The sequence below is a fragment of the Paenibacillus sp. NPDC055715 genome, assembly GCF_053617595.1.
The window spans coordinates 152,924-172,486 of the sequence record NZ_JBSHGA010000006.1; the positions used below are offsets into that span (position 1 = coordinate 152,924).

A 19,563-nucleotide genomic window follows, 5' to 3' on the forward strand; every position below is an offset into this window, starting at 1 on the left:
CATCATCCTTTGCGACACAAGTAATTAACGATATGCTGTGCCGGTAAGCGAGCCTCGCTTTTTAACAAAGCAATTGCCGCTCCCTGGCTCTCGATCCATTGACTTCGCTGATCCAGCAGTCGTACAGCCTCAGCAGCGAGCTTTTGACCATTCAGCGCTTCTGTGGTGCCTACAGGCTGGCTACCGACGCGGCCGAGAAAATGGTCAATTTTAGGGTCATAGGATATCCCCAACGGGGGCACTTGATGGGACGCTGCATAAATCAGGCTGTGTAATCTCATCCCGATCATCAAACTGCAACGGCTGACTTCCAGCAGCATCTGTTGAGGATCGGTAACCTGCTCACACATGCTGACACGGCTGCCCGTTTCCCTAATATCCCCCAACAAATCCATTACCATCCTTGAAGCCTGCTCATCATCCGGCAGATGAAAAGGGAAAAAGCGCAAGTGCACACGGCGTTCAGCAGCTAATTTCTTCAAACCATCCGCAATCGCCGTTAATTCACGACGCTCCTTGTCCCAATAACGTACGGACACACCAACGATCGGAAGTTCATCCTCCCCTTCAGCAGCCGCTCTGTTCAAACCTTCGGAATTGGAGGGCAATGGAAGCCCCATCACGGGATCGGGAACGACCTCAACAACAGGGCGTTTTAATTTCATGGTGCCCAGTAGCGCCGCAGACTGTTCATCTCTTACAGATACATATTCGCAGTGCTGAAACACAGACCGGATCATAGGATAAAATATCTTCCGTTGCACCGGACCAATGCCTTGAGCATACACAAACGTCGGCTTTCCGGCCCACTGAGCCAGTTTGAGAATCGCCAGATAATAAGGAATGCTTTTGGGACTTGTTGCGTCCTGAAGCAAACTTCCGCCGCCGCTGATTAACCCGTCACTGTTTTTAATCGCTCTCCGAACTTCTCCCAGACTCATACGTGGTACGGCTTCTACTCCGTACATCTTCTGTGTCCAATCGGGGTCCGAAGACAGCACAACAGGCTTAACCGTAATACTTGCCTGACGGCTTTCCTCTTCTAATGCTGTCAAAATCGACTTGAGCACTGCCTCGTCTCCACTATTGCGAAAGCCGTAATAACCCGAGATTATTATCGTTTGAGCTGTGGTGACCATTTCTTCCAACATCCTTCCAGCACTTGCCACACGACAATTGCGATAATTCCCAGAATCAGACCCAATCCCAATCCTAACAGCCCACGACTAAGCGAGAGTGCCGCTGGAGAATGAATGTGAGCAAAGGTATCGACCATAGAGGCTTGACCAATAGCAGCTATAATCAGCACATAGATCGCTTTGCGATATTTCAACGCCAGGAACGCACCTGCAATAAAAAGTGGGTGTGCCATCAAGAATTCCTTATTACGTGGACGTACACCAAATGCATTCTCAAGGAAATTTCGGAAAACCAGCTCTGTGTTAGACACAGTACCTGCATTCCCGGTACGGCTCAAATAGTACATTCCAGCCGCTCCGATCACAGCCAGTGCGATGACCCATAATACAGTAATCGGCGTGCGCAACAGTTTTGGAATTTCTTCGCGTATAGAAACGCCCCGATAAAAGAAAATATATATCGCCGCCAAAAAAATCGGCAGAATGTGAAGCAAGCTTACGCCTCTAAATTGGTTCAGCACTAAACTGTACGCGATACTGTTCAACAGTGCAATAACAAACGGGACAGCGGACAGCGACAAAACTGCTGTCTGAACGTACAATACAAGTGCTTGAACGAGACGACGGCCTATTGAAAGCTCAGGCTCCTGTTCACGTTTGATTCTAATCGTACGCACAGCCATGACCATTGCAACCGTGGGTCCACTAATCGCTGCGAGCAGTGCCAAACCTTGCTCCATCAAGCTGGGGTTCAGAACGTAAAGACCTGCTGAGCTAACCAATCCCAATCCAAACGCTAACAAGGTCAACGCTGGGACAAAATACGACACCATAATAGAGAAGAAAGCCAGTGCACCCAGTACAACCACCAATTTCAGGTAACGTTGGTAGGATGAATCAACCACTTGAAATGGTTCAGCCTGTCCAAGCTCAAATCCCTTTTTCTCCATCCGTTGAACAGCATTGCCCGGGTTGTCCAAACTGTGAATCAAGTTGTCTACAGAATCCTCTACTTTGGCCTCAGCCACACTGCGGGTTGGAGCAGTATTAAGATACAACATGCGAATGTTGCGGTCCTTGGTCGCCAATGCAAAACGATCAGCCAACGTCTCCACATCAAGCGTTGAATCTTTGTCGCTCAGTGAGTACAAGCGCACAACGTTATATTTTATATCGTAAGCCAGCTTGTTGAAGCCTGCCTGCGGTTTTTTCAAATTTTCAATAGCGGCCAGGCCAATATTGTATTTGTTCAGCAATTCAGCAAATGCTGCCAAGCTATGCTTTTTCTCATTATCTGTAAACCCTTTGACAGAATCTCCTTCAAACAAAATGCGTTTTACGCCATTCTCCTGAAAGGAGGCCAACATCTCTTCCGTCAATTCCTGATTGTAAGGAAGGCTGTCGCTCATCCGCGGAACAATAAAAAACCCTTTATTCCGAAGCTGTTTCATAGCAATTGGATCAGGCTGCATGGGCTTGAGATATGCATCCTCGGGAGAAGTTTCTATAACGAGCCCTTCATGGCCCTGATAAGTCCATGGTTTGACGTTAATGCCTAGACTGGTAAAAGTACGTTCAATCAAGGGCTTCAAAGCCGCAGCGTTTTCCTGATCAGTGAAAACAACGTACGTAAAATTCTCGTTTGCGGGTGATACCCGTTTTTCCATATCAGCAATGTTCTGAGTCGTATAGGTTACCACATGGCCTGCTTTACGGAAATCATCCAGCGTGCTTTCATACATTGCCATACTGTTCACACCGGCCTGCTTTAAGCGGTCAAGCTGCTCGTTCAGGTAATCTTGTGGGTGAGCCTGATACGAAGCTGCCTCCGTCAAATCCCGATAGTCGAATACGATTTCTACTTTTTTACTTGATGATTCTGTCTTCACACGATCGGCAATTACAGGAATGGAAGCCAGCAAGCCAAGTGCAACCAGAATCCATAACCATTTTCGAGAAGCCGTATTCCAATACTGCCATTTCTGATACACCAAAAGAACCTCCTTAATATTCGGGATTTCCCAAAATTCAATGCTGCCCACCTTGCCCTTACTCAGTCCTTGGTAGGCTACTCATTAGATTTTGCGAAATCCTCCGCTGCCGGAATAAGCTTATTTTCCCAAAGCCTCTTCCAGATTATTCTGCAACACAGAAATGACCTCCACGGCGTACTGCCCTTGCCGTGAGAGGTCACCGATTTCTTAACTCGTATCCGATTACCTTAACCCTATTCTATTATAAATGGATTTTTCTTAAGCGTCTACGCGTGCCATAACAGCTTCCACCAGACGGCTGATTCTTTGCTCAGCATCTGCCAGTGAGGAACCGCGTACCGCAAAGTACACTTTAATTTTCGGCTCGGTACCGGAAGGGCGCAAGCAGAACCACGAACCGTCCTCCAGTAAGAACTTAAGCACATTCTCTTGCGGAAGTCCGTCCAAACCTTGTGAGTAATCCAACACTTTTTCCACCTTCACACCTGCAATTTCCAGAGGCGGAGTAGTGCGCCAATCCGTCATTTTTCCCTGAATCTGCGCCACTCCATCCTTGCCCTTGAGCGTGCGGGACTCCAGCTTCTCCAGGAAGTAACCAAACTGCTCGTACAGCTCCTGTAAAACATCATACAGCGTCTTGCCTTGGGTACTGTAATAAGCAGCAGCTTCAGCGATCAGCATAGCCGCCAAGACCGCATCCTTGTCACGGGCATAACTGCCTGCCAAATAGCCGTAGCTCTCCTCATAGCCAAACAGGTAGGTATAATCGCCCGTTTGGTCGAACTGATTCATTTTCTCACCAATGTACTTGAAGCCCGTAAGCGTGTTAAATACAGTTGCTCCAAAATGCTCAGCAATCACTGCGCCCATTTCACTCGTTACGATGGTTTTAATGACCGCCCCATTATTGGGAAGCTTACCCGTTTCTTTTAGCTGGTTCAACAAGTAGTAGACCATGATCGCGCCAGACTGATTACCGGACAGTACCACATACTCGCCGTCACGGTTCTTCACAACCGCTCCCATGCGATCCGCATCCGGGTCTGTGCCGATCAACAGGTCTGCACCAACCTTTTCACCCAGCGCAATCGCCAGTTTGAAGGCATCGCGTTCTTCCGGGTTGGGTGACTTGACAGTGGAAAATTCAGCATCTGGCTGTTCTTGCTCAGGCACAATATGTACCTGCTCAAAACCGATTTTCTCCAACACGCGACGAATCGGTACGTTGCCTGAGCCATGAAGAGGTGTAAACACAACTTTGAAGTTTTTGCCCGGTCCGGCTGCAATCAGCTCACGATTAACACTCACACTGGCTACCGTATCCACAAACGCTTCATCTTCTTGCTCTCCGAGCCAAACCAGCAGGCCCTGTGCCTCTGCTTCTTCACGCGTCAGACGGTGAATATCAGCAAAAGAAGGAACCTCATGGATATAACCAATCACCTGCTCGGCCTGATCAGGAACAAGCTGACCGCCTTCATCGTTGTATACCTTGTATCCATTATATTCAGGAGGGTTATGGCTTGCTGTTACAACAATCCCACCACTGGCTCCCAAATGACGCACGCTAAAAGAAAGCTGTGGCGTTGGACGCAAGGAAGGGAACAGCTTAGCAACGATGCCGTTGCCTGCCAGCACCAAAGCCGCATCCAAAGCAAACTCTGGCGAGAAATGACGCGAGTCATGCGCGATTACAACCGAAGGCTTTCCTTCTTTTCCCGCATGCTGCTCCAAAATATAACGGGCCAGTCCCTGAGTCGCACGTCCAATGACGTAACGATTCATCCGGTTGCTACCCGCCCCGATCACTCCACGCAGGCCGCCTGTGCCGAATTCCAGCTCTTTGTAAAAGCGATCCTCCAACTCCTGCTCGTTGCCTTCCAATGCGCGCAACTCCTGTTTAGTTGCTTCATCAATATAAGGGTCATGCAGCCAGCTCTCAATGCTTTCCAATGCTTTTTTACTCAACTGCGTCATACCAATTTCCCCTCTCCATTTTGGGTTGGTCAAAACAGGATCTCTATGTACACATGCACTCGGTTCAGACGTCGTGCTTATGTCAGCAGAGCTTGCTTATTGGGGAGGATCGGACAATGCAAACATAATCTCGCCCTCAGCTACTAACGTATCGCCTACCTTAGCCGTAGCCTTCCCTTTGCCGAATGCTCCTTTGGAACGGGTTATTTCCACTTCAAGCGTCAGTGTATCGCCAGGAACCACCTGTCCGCGAAAACGGAAGCCATCCAGTCCTGCCAAGAAACCAATTTTGCCGCGATTACTTTCCAGATGCAACAGTGCAAATGCCCCTACCTGAGCCAGTGCTTCGGTGATCAGCACACCAGGCATAACCGGATACCCCGGAAAATGTCCGATGAAATGAGGCTCAGTCATCGTTACATTTTTAATGCCTACTGCTCTTTTCCCTTCCTCCAGCTCAATAATGCGGTCCACCAACAAAAATGGCGGTCGATGCGGAATAATCTCCTGAATTTGATTAACATTCAATTGCAATTTGTCCATTTACCTTAATAACTCCTCCCGCTTGCAGGTTCGGTTCTTTATCAGTCCTGAGTTGCTGCAAGCATAATATTACCCCGCCTGCGCTGCATAAAAACAGCTCAAAGCGGTAACAATTTTAGATATCCTTCACCTACTGCAGAAGTGAAGGTTGAGATAAGGGGCTTTTTCCGCCGGTTATGCAACCAGAGGCGCGAAGAGGCCCTTTTGCCCGTGCTTAGTCTTACCCCGCAGTGTCTAAACTTCCCCATCATTATACAGTTATCAGATGTAAAAAGAAAATTACGCGGAAGTACCATATTGGCTACTCGCATTATAAGGGTGAAGCGGGGGTTCATTTTGAGTCGAAGGGGGAGGGGCTACGTGGATGGATCATTCTTCCGATCGCTGTTAAAGGCGGACGCTGACGCTTCTTCAGAACGATTCCATCCCCTCCGCCGAGTTACCATCGCCTCAAAAAGAAAGCATCGCTCAATCAATGCACGCTTGGCGTGAAGGGCGGAACAACACCGAAGGCCTCTGCGATGGTCTTCAATGGTTGCAATCCATACACGCTACGCTGAAGGCTTCTGTCGTTAAAGGCATAACAAAACCCTGCGCCGCTTGGCACAGGGTTTTGTTGTTTTTATATACTACCCACACAAATTGTGGGTTGATTTACCTTAACAAGAGTGGGCTCGATGGCGGGTAGCAGCGGAGCGAAGGATTTGAATCTGGAGAAGCGTGAGCGTTCGCCTTTGCAACGGGATTTTTACATCTGAATAACTTATAAAATAAGAAAATCCCGTTGCAACAGCGATCGTAAGATCAAATCATTCGCAGAGCGACCTTCTACCCGCCCCCACTCTTTTAAAGCAAACTAAGGCGCAAATATAAGATCAATGACATGCTGCCAGGTTTTCCATTCAAATACGCCTGCCAGCCCTTGCTTGCCTACGATCACATATCCTGCAATCAAACCACCCAATAGCGAGAATAATAGCAGCAACGGGATTACGAAATAACGGGCGGTACGCCAGCGGGACTTCGCCTTTTCAGGCACCGGACGGGAACTGGGTTGTTCTTCTTTCATCACCAAATCCCTATGCCCTCAGATTGTTGGCCAGGTTCATCATCGTGTCGCTAGAGGTTAGCGCCCGTGCCGCCAATTGATACATCCGCTGAACTTGCATCATGTCCGTCATTTCACCCGCTAAATCCACATTAGACTCTTCCAAATAGCCAGAACGTACAGACACGTCCGCTGGAACAGTACCCGCTACACCTGCTGCGCCAAATACATTCGCTTCTGTTACCCCATTCGCTAACACGAACAAGTTATCGTCCCGCTGTTCCAATCCTTCTGGACGCTGCACATCCATCAGCTTGATCCGCTGACCAACTATCGGGCCTCCCGTTCCATTTCGTCGAATAAGCAATTCACCGTCCGGGTTAATCGCTACCTTGGAATCAGCCGGAGCGGTCACAGGAACATCATTGTTATCGAGCACTTGATAGCCTTTGGAAGTTGTCAGCATCATCGTTGCGCCGTCATTCGGATCTGGGACAAAATGAAAGCTTCCGTCACGCGTCCAAGCCTTCTGTCCATTCCCCTGAACTTCGAACATAGCATTGCCCTGGATGGCCAGATCGGTAGGAAGCCCCGTCTCTTTAAGCGGTCCCTGCTCCATATTCTTCATAGCCGAGGCTACTTTCACACCGTAGCCCAAGTTATAGCCGAGCGGCATAGCCCGTCCATTTTGGAGATACGTTGAAGGCTGCTGCTGCACATTAGCCAGCACATCTTCAAAAGAACTCTGTTTACTCTTATAACCAACCGTATTGACATTGGCGATATTATCGGCAATCAAATCCAAGCGCTGCTGCACACTGGCCATAGATACCATTGCGCCGATCATGGAGTTGTTCATCACTTACCCCCTGTTATACACGGCCTACTTCATTAACGGCCTTGTCCAAGCTTTTATCATAAAATTGAATGACCTTCTGATTCGCTTCATACGCTCTTAACGCAGCCATCATGTCCACCATCGACTGCGAAGCGTCCACATTGGATACTTCCAGATAGCCTTGACGAACAGATACCACATCATTCGCAGTCATCGTTCTGGCCGTAGCACCGTCCGTATCATTCAGACGAAAATTCCCGTTACCTTCACGAACAAGCTGGTATGGACGGTCAACGACACTGATTCCGAGCGTCGTTCCCAACGTCTGATTGGAGTCTTTGTCCACCAATTCGCCTCGCTCATTTACTTTAAGCGCTGAAACAGCCCCCGTCAATTGAATCGGGTTTCCATTCGTATCCAGCACTGCTGAACCAGTCGACGAGAGCAACGCTCCCGTTCCATTTACCTGAAAATGTCCATCACGTGTATAGCGTACATTACCGTTGCTGTCCCGAACCGTAAAAAACGCTTCCGGACGATAAGTGACTTCACCGTTAGCATTGATGAATTTCCCCGTCTCATCAAAAGCCATAGGCTTACCGGTTGCCGGGTCGTTCACGTTAATATTGGACTGTATCGCGAAATCCGTAGCTTGTCCGCTGTCCTTCAATGCCCCCTGAATGTAAGGGGAGAGGCTTTCCTCAGCAAAAACGCCAGTATTGAGCTTGCCGACCGTACGGTTCGGGTTATCCGGATTGCCCCCAGTCATCGAAATAAGCATTTCGGGAAAAGAACGCTGAATACTGTTCTCCTGCTTGTATCCCGGCGTGTTCATATTGGCAATATTTTGCGTCACGGTGTCATGGCGTCGTTGTTGCGTTGTCATTCCGGCGGCCGCAGTATATAAACCTCTCAACATGTATCGTGCACCCCAATCTTGAACTCTCCTGATCAAACACCTGCTCGTACGGAGGCATGGAAGCCAAAACCTAGATAGCCTGCCTGACCGCACACGAGTTTCTTATAATCACTATCGGCAGATTAGAACCTTTTCTTAACGACATGATCCAAATTATCCAGCATAATTCCTGTGCCCTTGACGACACAATGCATCGGATCTTCAGCAACCAGCACCGGAACACGCAGTTCCTCGGCAAGCAGCTCGTCCAATCCACTCAGCAACGCGCCGCCGCCGGTCAAAATAACACCGCGGTCAATAATGTCGGCTGACAGTTCCGGTGGGGTCTGCTCTAATACAAACTTGGCCGCAGCAACAATCGCTGATACAGGATCTCTGAGCGCATCCTGCACTTCAGCCGCAGAAATGCTTAATGTTTTGGGCAATCCGGATACCATATCCCGTCCCCGGATGTCCATCTCTGCCTGTCGTCCGCTCAGATGCACGGTGCCGATGGCGATTTTAATATCTTCCGCCGTACGTTCCCCGATCAAAAGCTTGTACTTTGTTTTCACATATTTCATGATGGCGGAATCAAACTTGTCTCCTGCCATTTTAATGGAGGAAGCTGTCACCACATCCCCCATGGACAGGACTGCAACGTCTGTAGTTCCGCCACCTATATCCACAATCATATTCCCGCTAGGCTGGAAAATATCCATTCCTGCTCCGATGGCAGCCGCTTTCGGCTCTTCCTCCAAAAATACTTCTCTGGCCCCGCTACGCTCCGCCGCTTCACGAATTGCTTTTTGCTCCACTGAGGTAATGTTCGTCGGCGCGCAAATCAGAATACGGGGATGGCTGTACCAGCTTTTTCCACCCACCCGATTGATAAAGTATTTCAGCATCGCTTCCGTCACCTCAAAGTCGGCTATGACACCGTCACGCAGTGGACGTATGGCCACGATGTTACCGGGAGTACGTCCGACCATACGACGCGCTTCCTCCCCAACAGCCAGAACTCTTTTTGTATCGATTTCTATGGCAACAACGGAAGGTTCGTTAAGAACAACCCCCTTCCCTTTGACGTGGATGAGCACGTTGGCCGTACCGAGGTCGATACCGATATCATTACTGAACATATTAAAAAGGCCCCCAAAGTGATATTTTAAAAAGCTGAGATTCGACAAGAAGCGGCAAATATATGTATAAACCTACGATTACATGTCATTTTTCGATCTTGTACCATCTTTTAACATATCATACTTCAGGGGGTTGATTCAATGGCTTTGCCAGCCAATTCACTATATATTTTTAGGGCTTGCCTGAAACGAGGATCTCCCTTCTTTTGCCGCTCGTTTTTTTATACTTGATTTTCGTCGCTTCCCCTCCCCGCAGATGGCGGATGGATTTATGGTATTCGAGAATGTGCTTCACCTGATCTGCAAGGTCCGGGTTGATTTCAGGCAGCCGTTCGGTCAGATCTTTATGCACCGTGCTCTTGGAGACACCAAATTCCTTGGCAATCGTACGGACCGTATTCCTTGTTTCCACGATACAGCGACCGATTTTGATGGTCCGTTCCTTGATGTAATCGTGCACGCTCCCGCCTCCCTACTGTGGATAGTTTGGTACATTATATGAGGAGTGTGCCTATATATTCGCGGTTTGGTGGGAAGACATGCTTCGGAAGGCCTATTTATTTGGCAAAAGCAACTTATGTTTACTCAATGAGATACAAAAGCACAAAAAAAAAAGCGAGGGATGATGAACCCCCGCTTTGCACGAAAATCTATTGCTGAATTTATTTTTTAGGAAGCAGGCCGGTTGGATTCACTGGCTTGTCATCCTGATACACTTCAAAATGCAGATGTGTTTTCAAATCCTTTTCAAGTTCGTTACGACCCGCCGAAGCGATGATATCGTTCTGTTTAACTTGATCACCTTCTTTTACTTTCAGACCGTTCAAGCTTTGGTACACAGTTCTGAGATTGTTATCATGCGTAATTTCCACAACGTTGCCTACCAGCGGGTGTTGTTCCACACGGCTCACTTTACCACTGAGGGCGGCTCTCACTTCGAACGTTTGATCATCGGCGCGAGAAAGATCAATCCCGGTGTTGGCGGTGAAGGTTTTATCGTACTCTACCATAGCAGCCGCCTGTTCGTCGGCTGACGCGTTTTCGTCAAAGAATGGCTTTACGACCTGTACTGCGGCAGCATCCGCTACCGGCCATGCGAGATTTTCCGACTGGGCAACGACTTCCATACTTTCAGGCTGTTGTCCGGTGACATCGGTATTGATCGTTGTTGTATTCTGTACCGATGAATTAGCTGGGTCAGGTTTGAAAGACTTCTGGCTGGCATCCTGATAGACCCACACTAAAGTTAGTATAATGGCTGCTGCGGCAATGTAGGCTGCCGGGTATGCCCACCTTTTGGACAACAGCTTCTTCCACGAAGACGGCCGTGAAGCCCTTCCACCCTGAAAGGTTTTGGGTGTTTCTTCATGTTTTTGGTCCTGGTTTTTATTTTGTTCACTCATTTGCTCATCACCTCAGTAACCAGTGTTACCGGGTGCAACTCTTTTATACTTCAAAGTTTCGAAAAATTTACTAACTTAGAATACGAGAGGCTTGAGCAAAGGAAACGCCCGTATAATAGTGAAGGAGAATTTGAGTGGCGGAATGACCCTCCTTGGCCATTCCGTTAGCTCCCCATTGACTCATACCGACACCGTGTCCGTAGCCGTAGGTTGTAATGGCGATCCGATCCCCTTCGGCTTTCCACATAAATTCAGCAGAACGCAGCCCCAGCTTGTTTCGGATTTCCGGTCCTGCAAAAACAGTGCCTCCTACTTCGATCTGCTTGATCCGATGCCCCTTTGTCTTGGAAAGTACCCGAATTTCCGGCATATTTCCTCCTCCAGTAGAAGCGGCTATCGCCGTACGGCTCAATCCTAATCTATCAAACACATTCTGACGGCTCAGCGTGACGGTTTCTGCATAACGGGGTGCCAACTGCTTGTCCCATGGACTTGACACACTTCGTAAATAGGGCACAGCCTTGGCCCATACATCCTCTGAATTTTCAGTATAACCGTTACTGGTAGAAAAAAAGGAAGCGGTAATGGGTTTGCCCTCATATACCATGATTGTATCTTTGGTGTCGCGTACAGCCTGCTGGATTTTGGCCAGTTCTGCGGATTTCCCAGAATGCCCCCACTCTCTATTAAGTTTGGCTTTGGAAATGTAGGCTTGGTGCTTAACTGTATCGGTCACATCCGCTCCCGCCGGAGCGCCGCTGGTGTCATCAGCCAGCAAACGCCGAGCAATGAAGGTACGCGCGGCAATGGCCTGCGCCTTCAGCGCCTCGCCCTCGAAGCTGGGCGGCATTTCGGCGGCTACTACGCCGACAATGTATTGCTCCAGCGGCAGCGTCTCCGTGCGGCCGCTGGACGTGACGTACACGCGCACGTCCGGCTCTGCTACCACTGGTATACTGCGCGCTGGCGCGGCGGGCACCGCAGGGACGGCCGGGACGCCTGGCAGGCGTGTAACAGGCGCCACGCCCTTCGCAACCGCAGGCGTACCCGTACGGGTGCTAGGCGGCAACGGTTGCTCCGTGTGGCGTGGCCACGCCAGCAGTGCGGGCAACGCCAGCGCTAGCGCCAGCAGGCCCGCCATAGCTGCGGCGGGCAGCCATGGGCGGCGGCTACCCCAGCGTGGGACACGCCCGGCTGCAGGCCGCAGATGCGGCAGCAGTGCGGGCGGTAGGCTGCTGCGGACGGCGCGGGTCGTAGCTGCCCCAGGGGCGGGCGACGATGCGGGGATAGGACGCTGCGCGGGAGTGACCGCCGCCGCACGCCGGGCGGTGAGATTCACTCTGTCAGGAGCTGACGCGCCCGACGGAACGATCTTCTGTTGCACCAGACGCCCTGCCTGTGCAACAGCTATAGAGCCGCGGCTGTCTTCCGCAGGTGAAAACCGGCGATGTTCCTTGGAATGATGAATCGGTATACGAATGCGAACCTGTGAATCTTTCATAAGCTGAAACCTCCATCAAAGGGCTAGAGTCCGGCTGGAAGCAGCGATATGCTCCAGCAGATATTTTCAATCATATGAGGTCGTACACTTTGATAGAACCCTTTTAAGAGAACTGAAAGAATGAAAAGACAGGATGAAAACATAAAAAAACCAAGTCCTTATGGACTTGGTTTCTCACTTGTTCGTAAATGCTACAACATGTAGCCGCATGAGGCTATATACGCTAAAGCTTAGGCCAGGGAAGGCTGAATCTTAAACAGGTTCCCTGATGTCGCTTCTGGTATGGCGCGCTCTGCACTGGAAGCATCCAGCTTGGGCTCTTCTACTGTTACTCTGTAAATGTCCGCGCCTAATCCGGTCAGCTTCTCAGCCAGATGAACATAACCACGGTCGATGTGGTGTACGCCGGATACCTCCGTTGTACCTTCCGCAATCAGTCCAGTCAGAATCAAGGCAGCACCTGCACGCAGATCTGTCGAGGTCACTTTTGCACCTGTCAATTTAGCATTGCCGGTTACAATCGCGGAACGGCCTTCAACTTTAATCTCCGCATTCATCAGATGAAATTCATCCACATGCATAAAACGATTTTCAAATACGGTTTCCGTGATAATGCTGGTGCCTTCAGCAGCAAGTTGAAGTGCCATCATCTGAGACTGCATATCCGTAGGGAAACCAGGATAAGGCAACGTTTTAACATCAACGACCTTTAACGGTTTATCCGAAATCACGCGAATCCCATTTTCATCCGGTTGAATGGTTACACCCATTTCTTCCATCTTGGAGATAACCGGTCCCAAATGGTCCGATATCGCGCCTTCTACATATACGTTCCCGCCTGTGATCGCAGCAGCAACCATATAAGTACCTGCTTCTACCCGGTCGGGAATGACCGTATGCTTTACACCATGAAGCTTTTCCACGCCTTCGATGCGAATAACGCCCGTACCTGCCCCGCGTACCTTGGCACCCATACCGTTCAGGAAATTCGCAAGATCGACGATCTCAGGCTCCTTGGCGGCATTTTCAATGGTTGTTATGCCTTCCGCAAGAGTAGCGGCCATCATAATATTTTCGGTCGCACCTACGCTGGCTACATCCAAATAAACTTTGGCTCCACGCAGACGCCCGTTACTTTTAGCTTCAATAAATCCTTGGCCCAAACTAATCTCTGCACCCAATGCTTCAAAACCCTTCAAATGCTGATCAATCGGTCGCGTACCAATTGCACATCCGCCCGGAAGCGAAATTCTTGTGTGTCCCAAACGAGTAAGCAACGGCCCCATAACCAAAAACGATGCACGCATTTTCCTAACCCACTCGTAAGGGGCTTCACAGGAAATTATCTTCCGCGCGTCAACACGAATGACCTCGTCTTGGTATGTAACGCCTGCTCCTAAGGACTCCAGCACTTTGTTAATGGTCATCACATCGTCTAGAGGAGGTGCATCAATAATAACACTTTCTCCTTCTTCTCCTAAAAGAGAAGCGGCGATAATCGGCAGAACTGAGTTTTTGGCTCCGCTGACTTTGACACTCCCGGTCAATCTGTTGCCACCGCGGACGATAAATTTGCTCATCTATGGTTCCCTCCGCGCGTCATTTCCTTTTTTCATCATGGAAAAAAAGAACATATTCCGCTATTTTCATGCCTTGCTTTTTCATTACATAAAAAAACAAGATTTTACTAATACCCTAACTGCCATCATAACACTGATTAAATCAAGTATACAAGCGTTTTTTACACATGACGACTATTGCGTTTCCGGCCTGTACGGCCAGTTATACAAGTACAGTTCTTTTGTTTACCATTGTTGACAATATGGCAAGATGTTATTCGACAATTCCCGCAGATGCGCGGCCATAAAGTCATATAACCCGACCACTTCATGTTAAAACACATTCTAAAGCATCTGGCTCCATGAGATATAGCTTAACAGAAACCCGGACACCAGCTGTCCCAAAATAATAGCAAGAAACAAGTGCAGCAATCTGCCCTGTGGTCCCTTAGGATACCTGATGAACAAATCCAGCTTTAAGCTCTGTAAAGCCCACCAAGCTAGCGCTATACAAATGAGCGACACGATCATGGAGACCAGCGCGGTCATGCTCGCCGATTGGCTTAACTGTTCAGCCAATTGCTGCTTCCCGTTCATCCGTAATCCCTCCCATCTGCGTCACAGCCTTCTCTATAATACTCGGCGAACGCCTAATATGCCAGTGCTAATTCTATTTTCAGGACAATTTTTTCGGCAAAATACGAACATTTTCTTCTGTTTCGTGAATTTAAAAGGTACTATGTACCTAGCTATTAAGCATGAAATAGGACTGTATTTTTGGGAATCATATCTAAAAAAGGGCTCGATCACAGTGATCGAAGGAAGGAAAAGGCTACCCTCCTCTTCTTCTGCCGGAACATCATTTGGCAGAAATTATGAAGCGGTCTCCCTGTCATTCCATCCGTATACCATGCCGAACCCTTTTACAATCCAGTTAAAACCTGATATTAATTCTTATTGGTTCTGATGCTCGTTGCATTCAGACGGTTAAGTGCCCGTTGCAGGGCTACCTCCGCCCGATGGTGATCTACTTCCCCCTGCTTGCTCTGGAGCCGCAGCTCTGCCCGCTCCCTTGCCGCACGGGCACGCTCCACGTCAATATCCTCGGAACGCTCCGCACTTTCAGCCAAAATGACCACTTTATCCTTGCGGACTTCAACAAAGCCCCCATTGACCGCAATCACTTCTGTCTGACCGCCAGTTTTAATACGTACCGGCGCAATCTTCAAGGGAGTAACCAAGGGAAGGTGTCCGGGTAAAATCCCGAGATCGCCTTCCGAGCCGCGAACACTGATGCTGTTTACCTGTTCTGCAAAGACCAGGCGCTCCGGCGTCACAATCTCCAACAAATACGTGCTCACTTGAATCCCTCCTGAAAGCTGCCCGCAGACAGCTTACTTCGTAAGGCTCGGCTATTCTTCGCCTATATGCTTACAGCGTTTTGGCCTTTTCTACCGCTTCTTCGATGGCTCCTACAAAAAGGAAAGCCGCTTCTGGAAGATGATCATACTTGCCTTCCAGAATTTCTTTGAAGCTTCGTACAGTTTCTTTAACCGGAACATATTTACCCGGGAAGCCGTTGAACGTTTCGGCAACGTGGAAAGGTTGGGACAGGAAACGCTGGATTTTGCGCGCACGGGCTACCAGCATTTTATCTTCTTCACTCAGCTCGTCCATACCCAAGATAGCAATGATATCCTGAAGTTCGTTATAACGTGCCAAAATTTGTTTTACACCTTGTGCTACATTATAATGCTCTTCACCCACAACTTCCGGAGCCAAAATCCGGGAGCTTGACGCGAGTGGATCAACCGCCGGGTAAATACCCATTTCGGAAATTTTACGCTCCAGGTTCGTTGTTGCATCCAAGTGGGCAAACGTTGTAGCAGGAGCCGGGTCAGTGTAGTCATCCGCAGGCACATAGATCGCCTGAATGGAAGTAACAGACCCTTTTTTAGTAGAAGTAATCCGTTCTTGCAATTGACCCATCTCAGTTGCCAGCGTAGGCTGGTAACCTACTGCCGAAGGCATACGTCCCAACAGCGCGGAAACCTCAGAACCAGCTTGGGTAAAGCGGAAAATGTTATCAATAAAGAGCAACACGTCACGGCCTTCTTGATCACGGAAATACTCCGCCATCGTCAGACCCGTAAGGGCAACACGCAAACGCGCGCCTGGAGGCTCGTTCATTTGTCCGAACACCATCGCTGTTTTGTTGATAACGCCGGAATCTCTCATTTCATGGTACAAGTCATTTCCTTCACGTGTGCGTTCACCAACACCCGCAAATACAGAAATACCACCATGTTCCTGAGCGATATTGTTAATCAATTCCTGAATGGTTACGGTCTTACCTACACCGGCACCACCAAACAATCCGACTTTACCGCCTTTGGCATAAGGAGCCAGCAGGTCAATAACTTTAATACCCGTTTCAAGCATTTCTGCTTGAGTTGTCAGTTCATCGAAAGAAGGAGCCTGACGGTGAATCGGGTTTCTAGCTGCTTCACTCAAATCTGCACCATTATCAATTGGCGTTCCAAGTACGTTAAATACGCGTCCCAGAGTTGCTTCACCGACAGGTACCGAAATAGGTGCTCCTTGATCGATTGCTTCAACTCCACGAACCAGACCATCTGTGGAAGACATGGCAATACAACGCACACGGTTGTCACCAAGGTGTTTCGATGCTTCGAGCGTCAGATCAACTTTGACTCCGTTCTCCAGCACAGTCCCAATATGAATGGCATTCAGGATTTCCGGAAGTTGTCCGCGTTCAAACTCAACGTCGACAACCGGACCCATGATGCTCACTACGCGTCCTTTGTTCATCTTTTGGTTTCCCTCCTACAAGCTTGCACAGCCGCAAATCCGAACTACACGATTTGTTTTGCGCCCGCAAATTATCATATTAGTATAGGACCAGCTATACAGCAGTCCGCAAAAAAAGCCCATTAAGACTGGGCGCTTGCCCCTGCCACGATTTCCGTAATTTCCTGGGTAATAGCCGCTTGACGAGCACGGTTATAGGTCAGCGACAGCTCACCAATCAGCTTCGTAGCATTTTTAGTGGCAGATCCCATTGCTGTCATTTTCGCTCCCAACTCACTCGCCTTACCGTTCAGCAAAGCACCATAGATGAGTGTTTCCGCGTATCGCGGCAACAGCGCTTCCAGCACCCCTTCCGGTGACGGCTCATACTCATAGTTAATCGAGGATGCAGCAGCAGCCGAATCCGGCGTCGCCATAGGCAACAGACGGTCAACGGTTGGAATCTGAGTCAATGCATTAACAAAGCGGTTATAGCATAGATACAACTCATCAAATTCTTTGAGCTCAAACCCCCGCACAGCTTTGTTGGCAATCGTCTTGATATCTGCAAAAGCAGGTGTATCCGACAGGTCTGTTACCGACTCGGCTATAGGAAACTCGCGACGTCTGAAATAGTCCCGTCCTTTTCGTCCAATAATGAAAATTGTAAATTCATCCTGTGAACGGTGACGTTCCGCAATTGTTTGAGTAACCTGCCGCAAAATGTTGGCATTATAACCACCAGCCAGACCACGATCAGATGTAATGATGAGATATGCCGTCTTTTTGACCGGACGTGATTCCAGCATCGGGTGCTTAACGTTGTTTGACCCCGCAGCAATACTGGTCACAACTTCCCTAAGCTTTTCCGAATAAGGACGAGCCGCTTCAGCCTTCTCCTGAGCTTTTCTCAGTTTGGATGCAGCTACCATCTCCATCGCTTTCGTAATCTGCTTCGTACTCTGCACACTTTTGATCTGACGTTTAATCTCGCGCATACCTTTTGCCATGATTTCACCACCTTCAAGCTTCGGCAAAGCCAAAGCTACTTCGTAAGCATTCAAGTCCAGCCGGACTTATCATAAAGGGCCTGTTCTTGAGGATAAAACATGCCAAGGAAGCCACAGCCCGGAGGGCACGCTTCCTTAGGACACTTCTCGTCATAAACTGGCAAATTCCAATGGTTTAAACCGACGTGGCAAATGATTTTTTGAATTTCTCGATAGCTGCTTTGAGAGCTGCATCGTTATCAGGTACCAAGTCTTTTGTATCACGAATAGATTGAAGAATGTCTTGATGATCAGACTCTATATAAGAAAGGAAGTCTTTCTCAAAACGTTTCACGTCTGCTACAGGAATATCATCTAGGAAGCCTTTTACCGCAGTGTACAAGCTCACAACCTGTTGCTCTACAGCCAGAGGCTGGTTAACACCCTGCTTCAAAATCTCCATCATACGCGCGCCGCGATCCAAACGAGCTTTGGTGGACTTATCCAAATCAGAACCGAATTGGGAGAACGCTTGAAGCTCACGATATTGGGCGAGATCTAGACGCAGGGAACCTGCAACCTTTTTCATCGCTTTGATCTGAGCCGAACCACCTACACGGGATACGGAAATACCCACGTTAATCGCTGGACGTTGTCCTGCATAGAACAAGTCAGCTTCGAGGAAGATTTGTCCGTCTGTAATGGAAATAACGTTCGTTGGAATATAGGCAGATACGTCGGAAGCCTGTGTTTCGATAAATGGCAACGCAGTTAGCGATCCGCCGCCTAACTCGTCATTCAGCTTCGCTGCACGTTCCAGCAAGCGGGAATGCAGATAGAAAACGTCACCTGGGTATGCCTCACGGCCCGGTGGACGACGCAGCAACAGGGAAAGTTCCCGGTAAGCTGACGCTTGTTTGGTCAAGTCATCGTATACAACCAATACGTGCTCGCCTTTATACATAAAGTACTCGCCCATAGCGCAGCCAGAGTAAGGTGCGATATAGAGCAATGGTGATGGCTCGGAAGCTGCCGCTGTAACGACAATCGTATATTCCAAAGCACCATGACGACGCAAGGTTTCAACGACTTGAGCTACCGTAGATTGCTTTTGGCCGATGGCAACATAGATACATTTCATGCCGCTGCCTTTTTGATTCAAAATTGCGTCAATCGCAATAGAGGTTTTACCTGTTTGACGGTCACCGATGATCAGCTCACGTTGACCGCGGCCAATCGGAACCATCGCATCAATAGCTTTAATTCCCGTCTGCATTGGCTCATGTACCGATTTACGGGCCATAACGCCTGGAGCCTGGCTTTCTACCGGACGGAATTCCGTTGTAGCAATCGGACCTTTACCGTCAACTGGTTGTCCCAGCGGATTAACGACACGTCCGATCAATGCTTCCCCTACAGGAACCTGCATGATCTGACCTGTACGTTTCACTTGACCGCCTTCGCGGATATCGGAGAATTGGCCGAGAATAACAACACCGACATTGCTTTCTTCCACGTTGAGCGCCAAGCCCAAAACGCCGTTTTCGAATTCAACCAATTCACCGGACATGACTTTTTCCAGTCCGTAGACGCGGGCAATACCATCGCCGACTTCAACAACAGTGCCGACTTCAACGACCTCGATATCATTTTTATATTGTTCAATCTGACTTTTAATCAATGAACTGATTTCTTCAGGTTTGATACTCAAGTGTGTTCAC

Annotated in this window: 17 protein-coding genes; all 17 read right to left on the minus strand. The window is 48.9% G+C overall.

Annotation, left to right across the window (positions count from 1 at the left end):
- Positions 1–2: 2 nt before the first annotated feature.
- The 17 genes from csaB to atpA all read right to left on the minus strand — a co-directional run bounded on the left by csaB (position 3) and on the right by atpA (position 19,553).
- A complete protein-coding gene (csaB, locus tag ACWGOO_RS12250; protein WP_452483714.1) occupies positions 3–1,139 on the minus strand; it encodes a polysaccharide pyruvyl transferase CsaB in 1,137 nt (378 codons plus the stop codon).
- Positions 1,115–3,130, minus strand: coding sequence for a DUF5693 family protein (locus tag ACWGOO_RS12255; protein WP_452483716.1), 2,016 nt, complete (start codon positions 3,128–3,130; stop codon positions 1,115–1,117). The genes csaB and ACWGOO_RS12255 overlap by 25 nt, the downstream gene beginning before the upstream one ends.
- Positions 3,131–3,391: 261 nt before the next feature.
- Positions 3,392–5,110: a phospho-sugar mutase gene (locus ACWGOO_RS12260; RefSeq protein WP_452483717.1), complete on the minus strand. Its 1,719-nt coding sequence runs from the start codon at positions 5,108–5,110 to the stop codon at positions 3,392–3,394.
- Positions 5,111–5,206: 96 nt separating this feature from the next.
- Positions 5,207–5,653 carry a 3-hydroxyacyl-ACP dehydratase FabZ gene (fabZ, locus tag ACWGOO_RS12265; protein WP_452483719.1) on the minus strand — a complete coding sequence of 149 codons (447 nt, stop codon included), beginning with the start codon at positions 5,651–5,653 and terminating at the stop codon, positions 5,207–5,209.
- 856 nt (positions 5,654–6,509) lie between these two features.
- Entirely contained in the window at positions 6,510–6,722 is a 213-nt protein-coding gene (locus tag ACWGOO_RS12270; protein WP_452483721.1) for a DNA-directed RNA polymerase subunit beta, read from the minus strand.
- 10 nt (positions 6,723–6,732) lie between these two features.
- Positions 6,733–7,560 (minus strand): flagellar hook-basal body protein, encoded by an 828-nt coding sequence (locus ACWGOO_RS12275; RefSeq protein ID WP_452483723.1) that lies wholly within the window; start codon positions 7,558–7,560, stop codon positions 6,733–6,735.
- A gap of 13 nt (positions 7,561–7,573) precedes the next feature.
- On the minus strand, positions 7,574–8,458 hold the full coding sequence (locus tag ACWGOO_RS12280; RefSeq protein ID WP_452483725.1) for a flagellar hook-basal body protein: 885 nt from the start codon (positions 8,456–8,458) through the stop codon (positions 7,574–7,576).
- A 122-nt stretch (positions 8,459–8,580) separates the two neighbouring features.
- Positions 8,581–9,579: a rod shape-determining protein MreB gene (gene mreB / locus ACWGOO_RS12285; RefSeq protein ID WP_452483727.1), complete on the minus strand. Its 999-nt coding sequence runs from the start codon at positions 9,577–9,579 to the stop codon at positions 8,581–8,583.
- A 172-nt stretch (positions 9,580–9,751) separates the two neighbouring features.
- Positions 9,752–10,039 (minus strand): sporulation transcriptional regulator SpoIIID, encoded by a 288-nt coding sequence (gene spoIIID / locus ACWGOO_RS12290; RefSeq protein WP_452483729.1) that lies wholly within the window; start codon positions 10,037–10,039, stop codon positions 9,752–9,754.
- Between the two features lie 202 nt (positions 10,040–10,241).
- Entirely contained in the window at positions 10,242–10,982 is a 741-nt protein-coding gene (locus ACWGOO_RS12295; protein ID WP_452483731.1) for a peptidoglycan DD-metalloendopeptidase family protein, read from the minus strand.
- Positions 10,983–11,052: 70 nt separating this feature from the next.
- The gene (spoIID, locus tag ACWGOO_RS12300; protein ID WP_452483733.1) at positions 11,053–12,483 is read right to left on the minus strand and encodes a stage II sporulation protein D; all 1,431 of its coding nucleotides are present in this window, start codon (positions 12,481–12,483) and stop codon (positions 11,053–11,055) included.
- A 230-nt stretch (positions 12,484–12,713) separates the two neighbouring features.
- Positions 12,714–14,063, minus strand: coding sequence for a UDP-N-acetylglucosamine 1-carboxyvinyltransferase (gene murA, locus ACWGOO_RS12305; protein ID WP_452483735.1), 1,350 nt, complete (start codon positions 14,061–14,063; stop codon positions 12,714–12,716).
- 324 nt (positions 14,064–14,387) lie between these two features.
- Positions 14,388–14,639: a DUF1146 family protein gene (locus tag ACWGOO_RS12310; RefSeq protein ID WP_452483737.1), complete on the minus strand. Its 252-nt coding sequence runs from the start codon at positions 14,637–14,639 to the stop codon at positions 14,388–14,390.
- 350 nt (positions 14,640–14,989) lie between these two features.
- Complete coding sequence (locus ACWGOO_RS12315; RefSeq protein ID WP_452483738.1) at positions 14,990–15,403, minus strand: F0F1 ATP synthase subunit epsilon; 414 nt, start codon at positions 15,401–15,403, stop codon at positions 14,990–14,992.
- Positions 15,404–15,473: 70 nt separating this feature from the next.
- On the minus strand, positions 15,474–16,874 hold the full coding sequence (atpD, locus tag ACWGOO_RS12320; RefSeq protein WP_354450025.1) for a F0F1 ATP synthase subunit beta: 1,401 nt from the start codon (positions 16,872–16,874) through the stop codon (positions 15,474–15,476).
- Between the two features lie 122 nt (positions 16,875–16,996).
- Positions 16,997–17,863, minus strand: coding sequence for an ATP synthase F1 subunit gamma (atpG, locus tag ACWGOO_RS12325; RefSeq protein ID WP_452483739.1), 867 nt, complete (start codon positions 17,861–17,863; stop codon positions 16,997–16,999).
- 175 nt (positions 17,864–18,038) lie between these two features.
- Entirely contained in the window at positions 18,039–19,553 is a 1,515-nt protein-coding gene (gene atpA, locus ACWGOO_RS12330; RefSeq protein ID WP_452483741.1) for a F0F1 ATP synthase subunit alpha, read from the minus strand.
- Between the last annotated feature and the right edge of the window lie 10 nt (positions 19,554–19,563).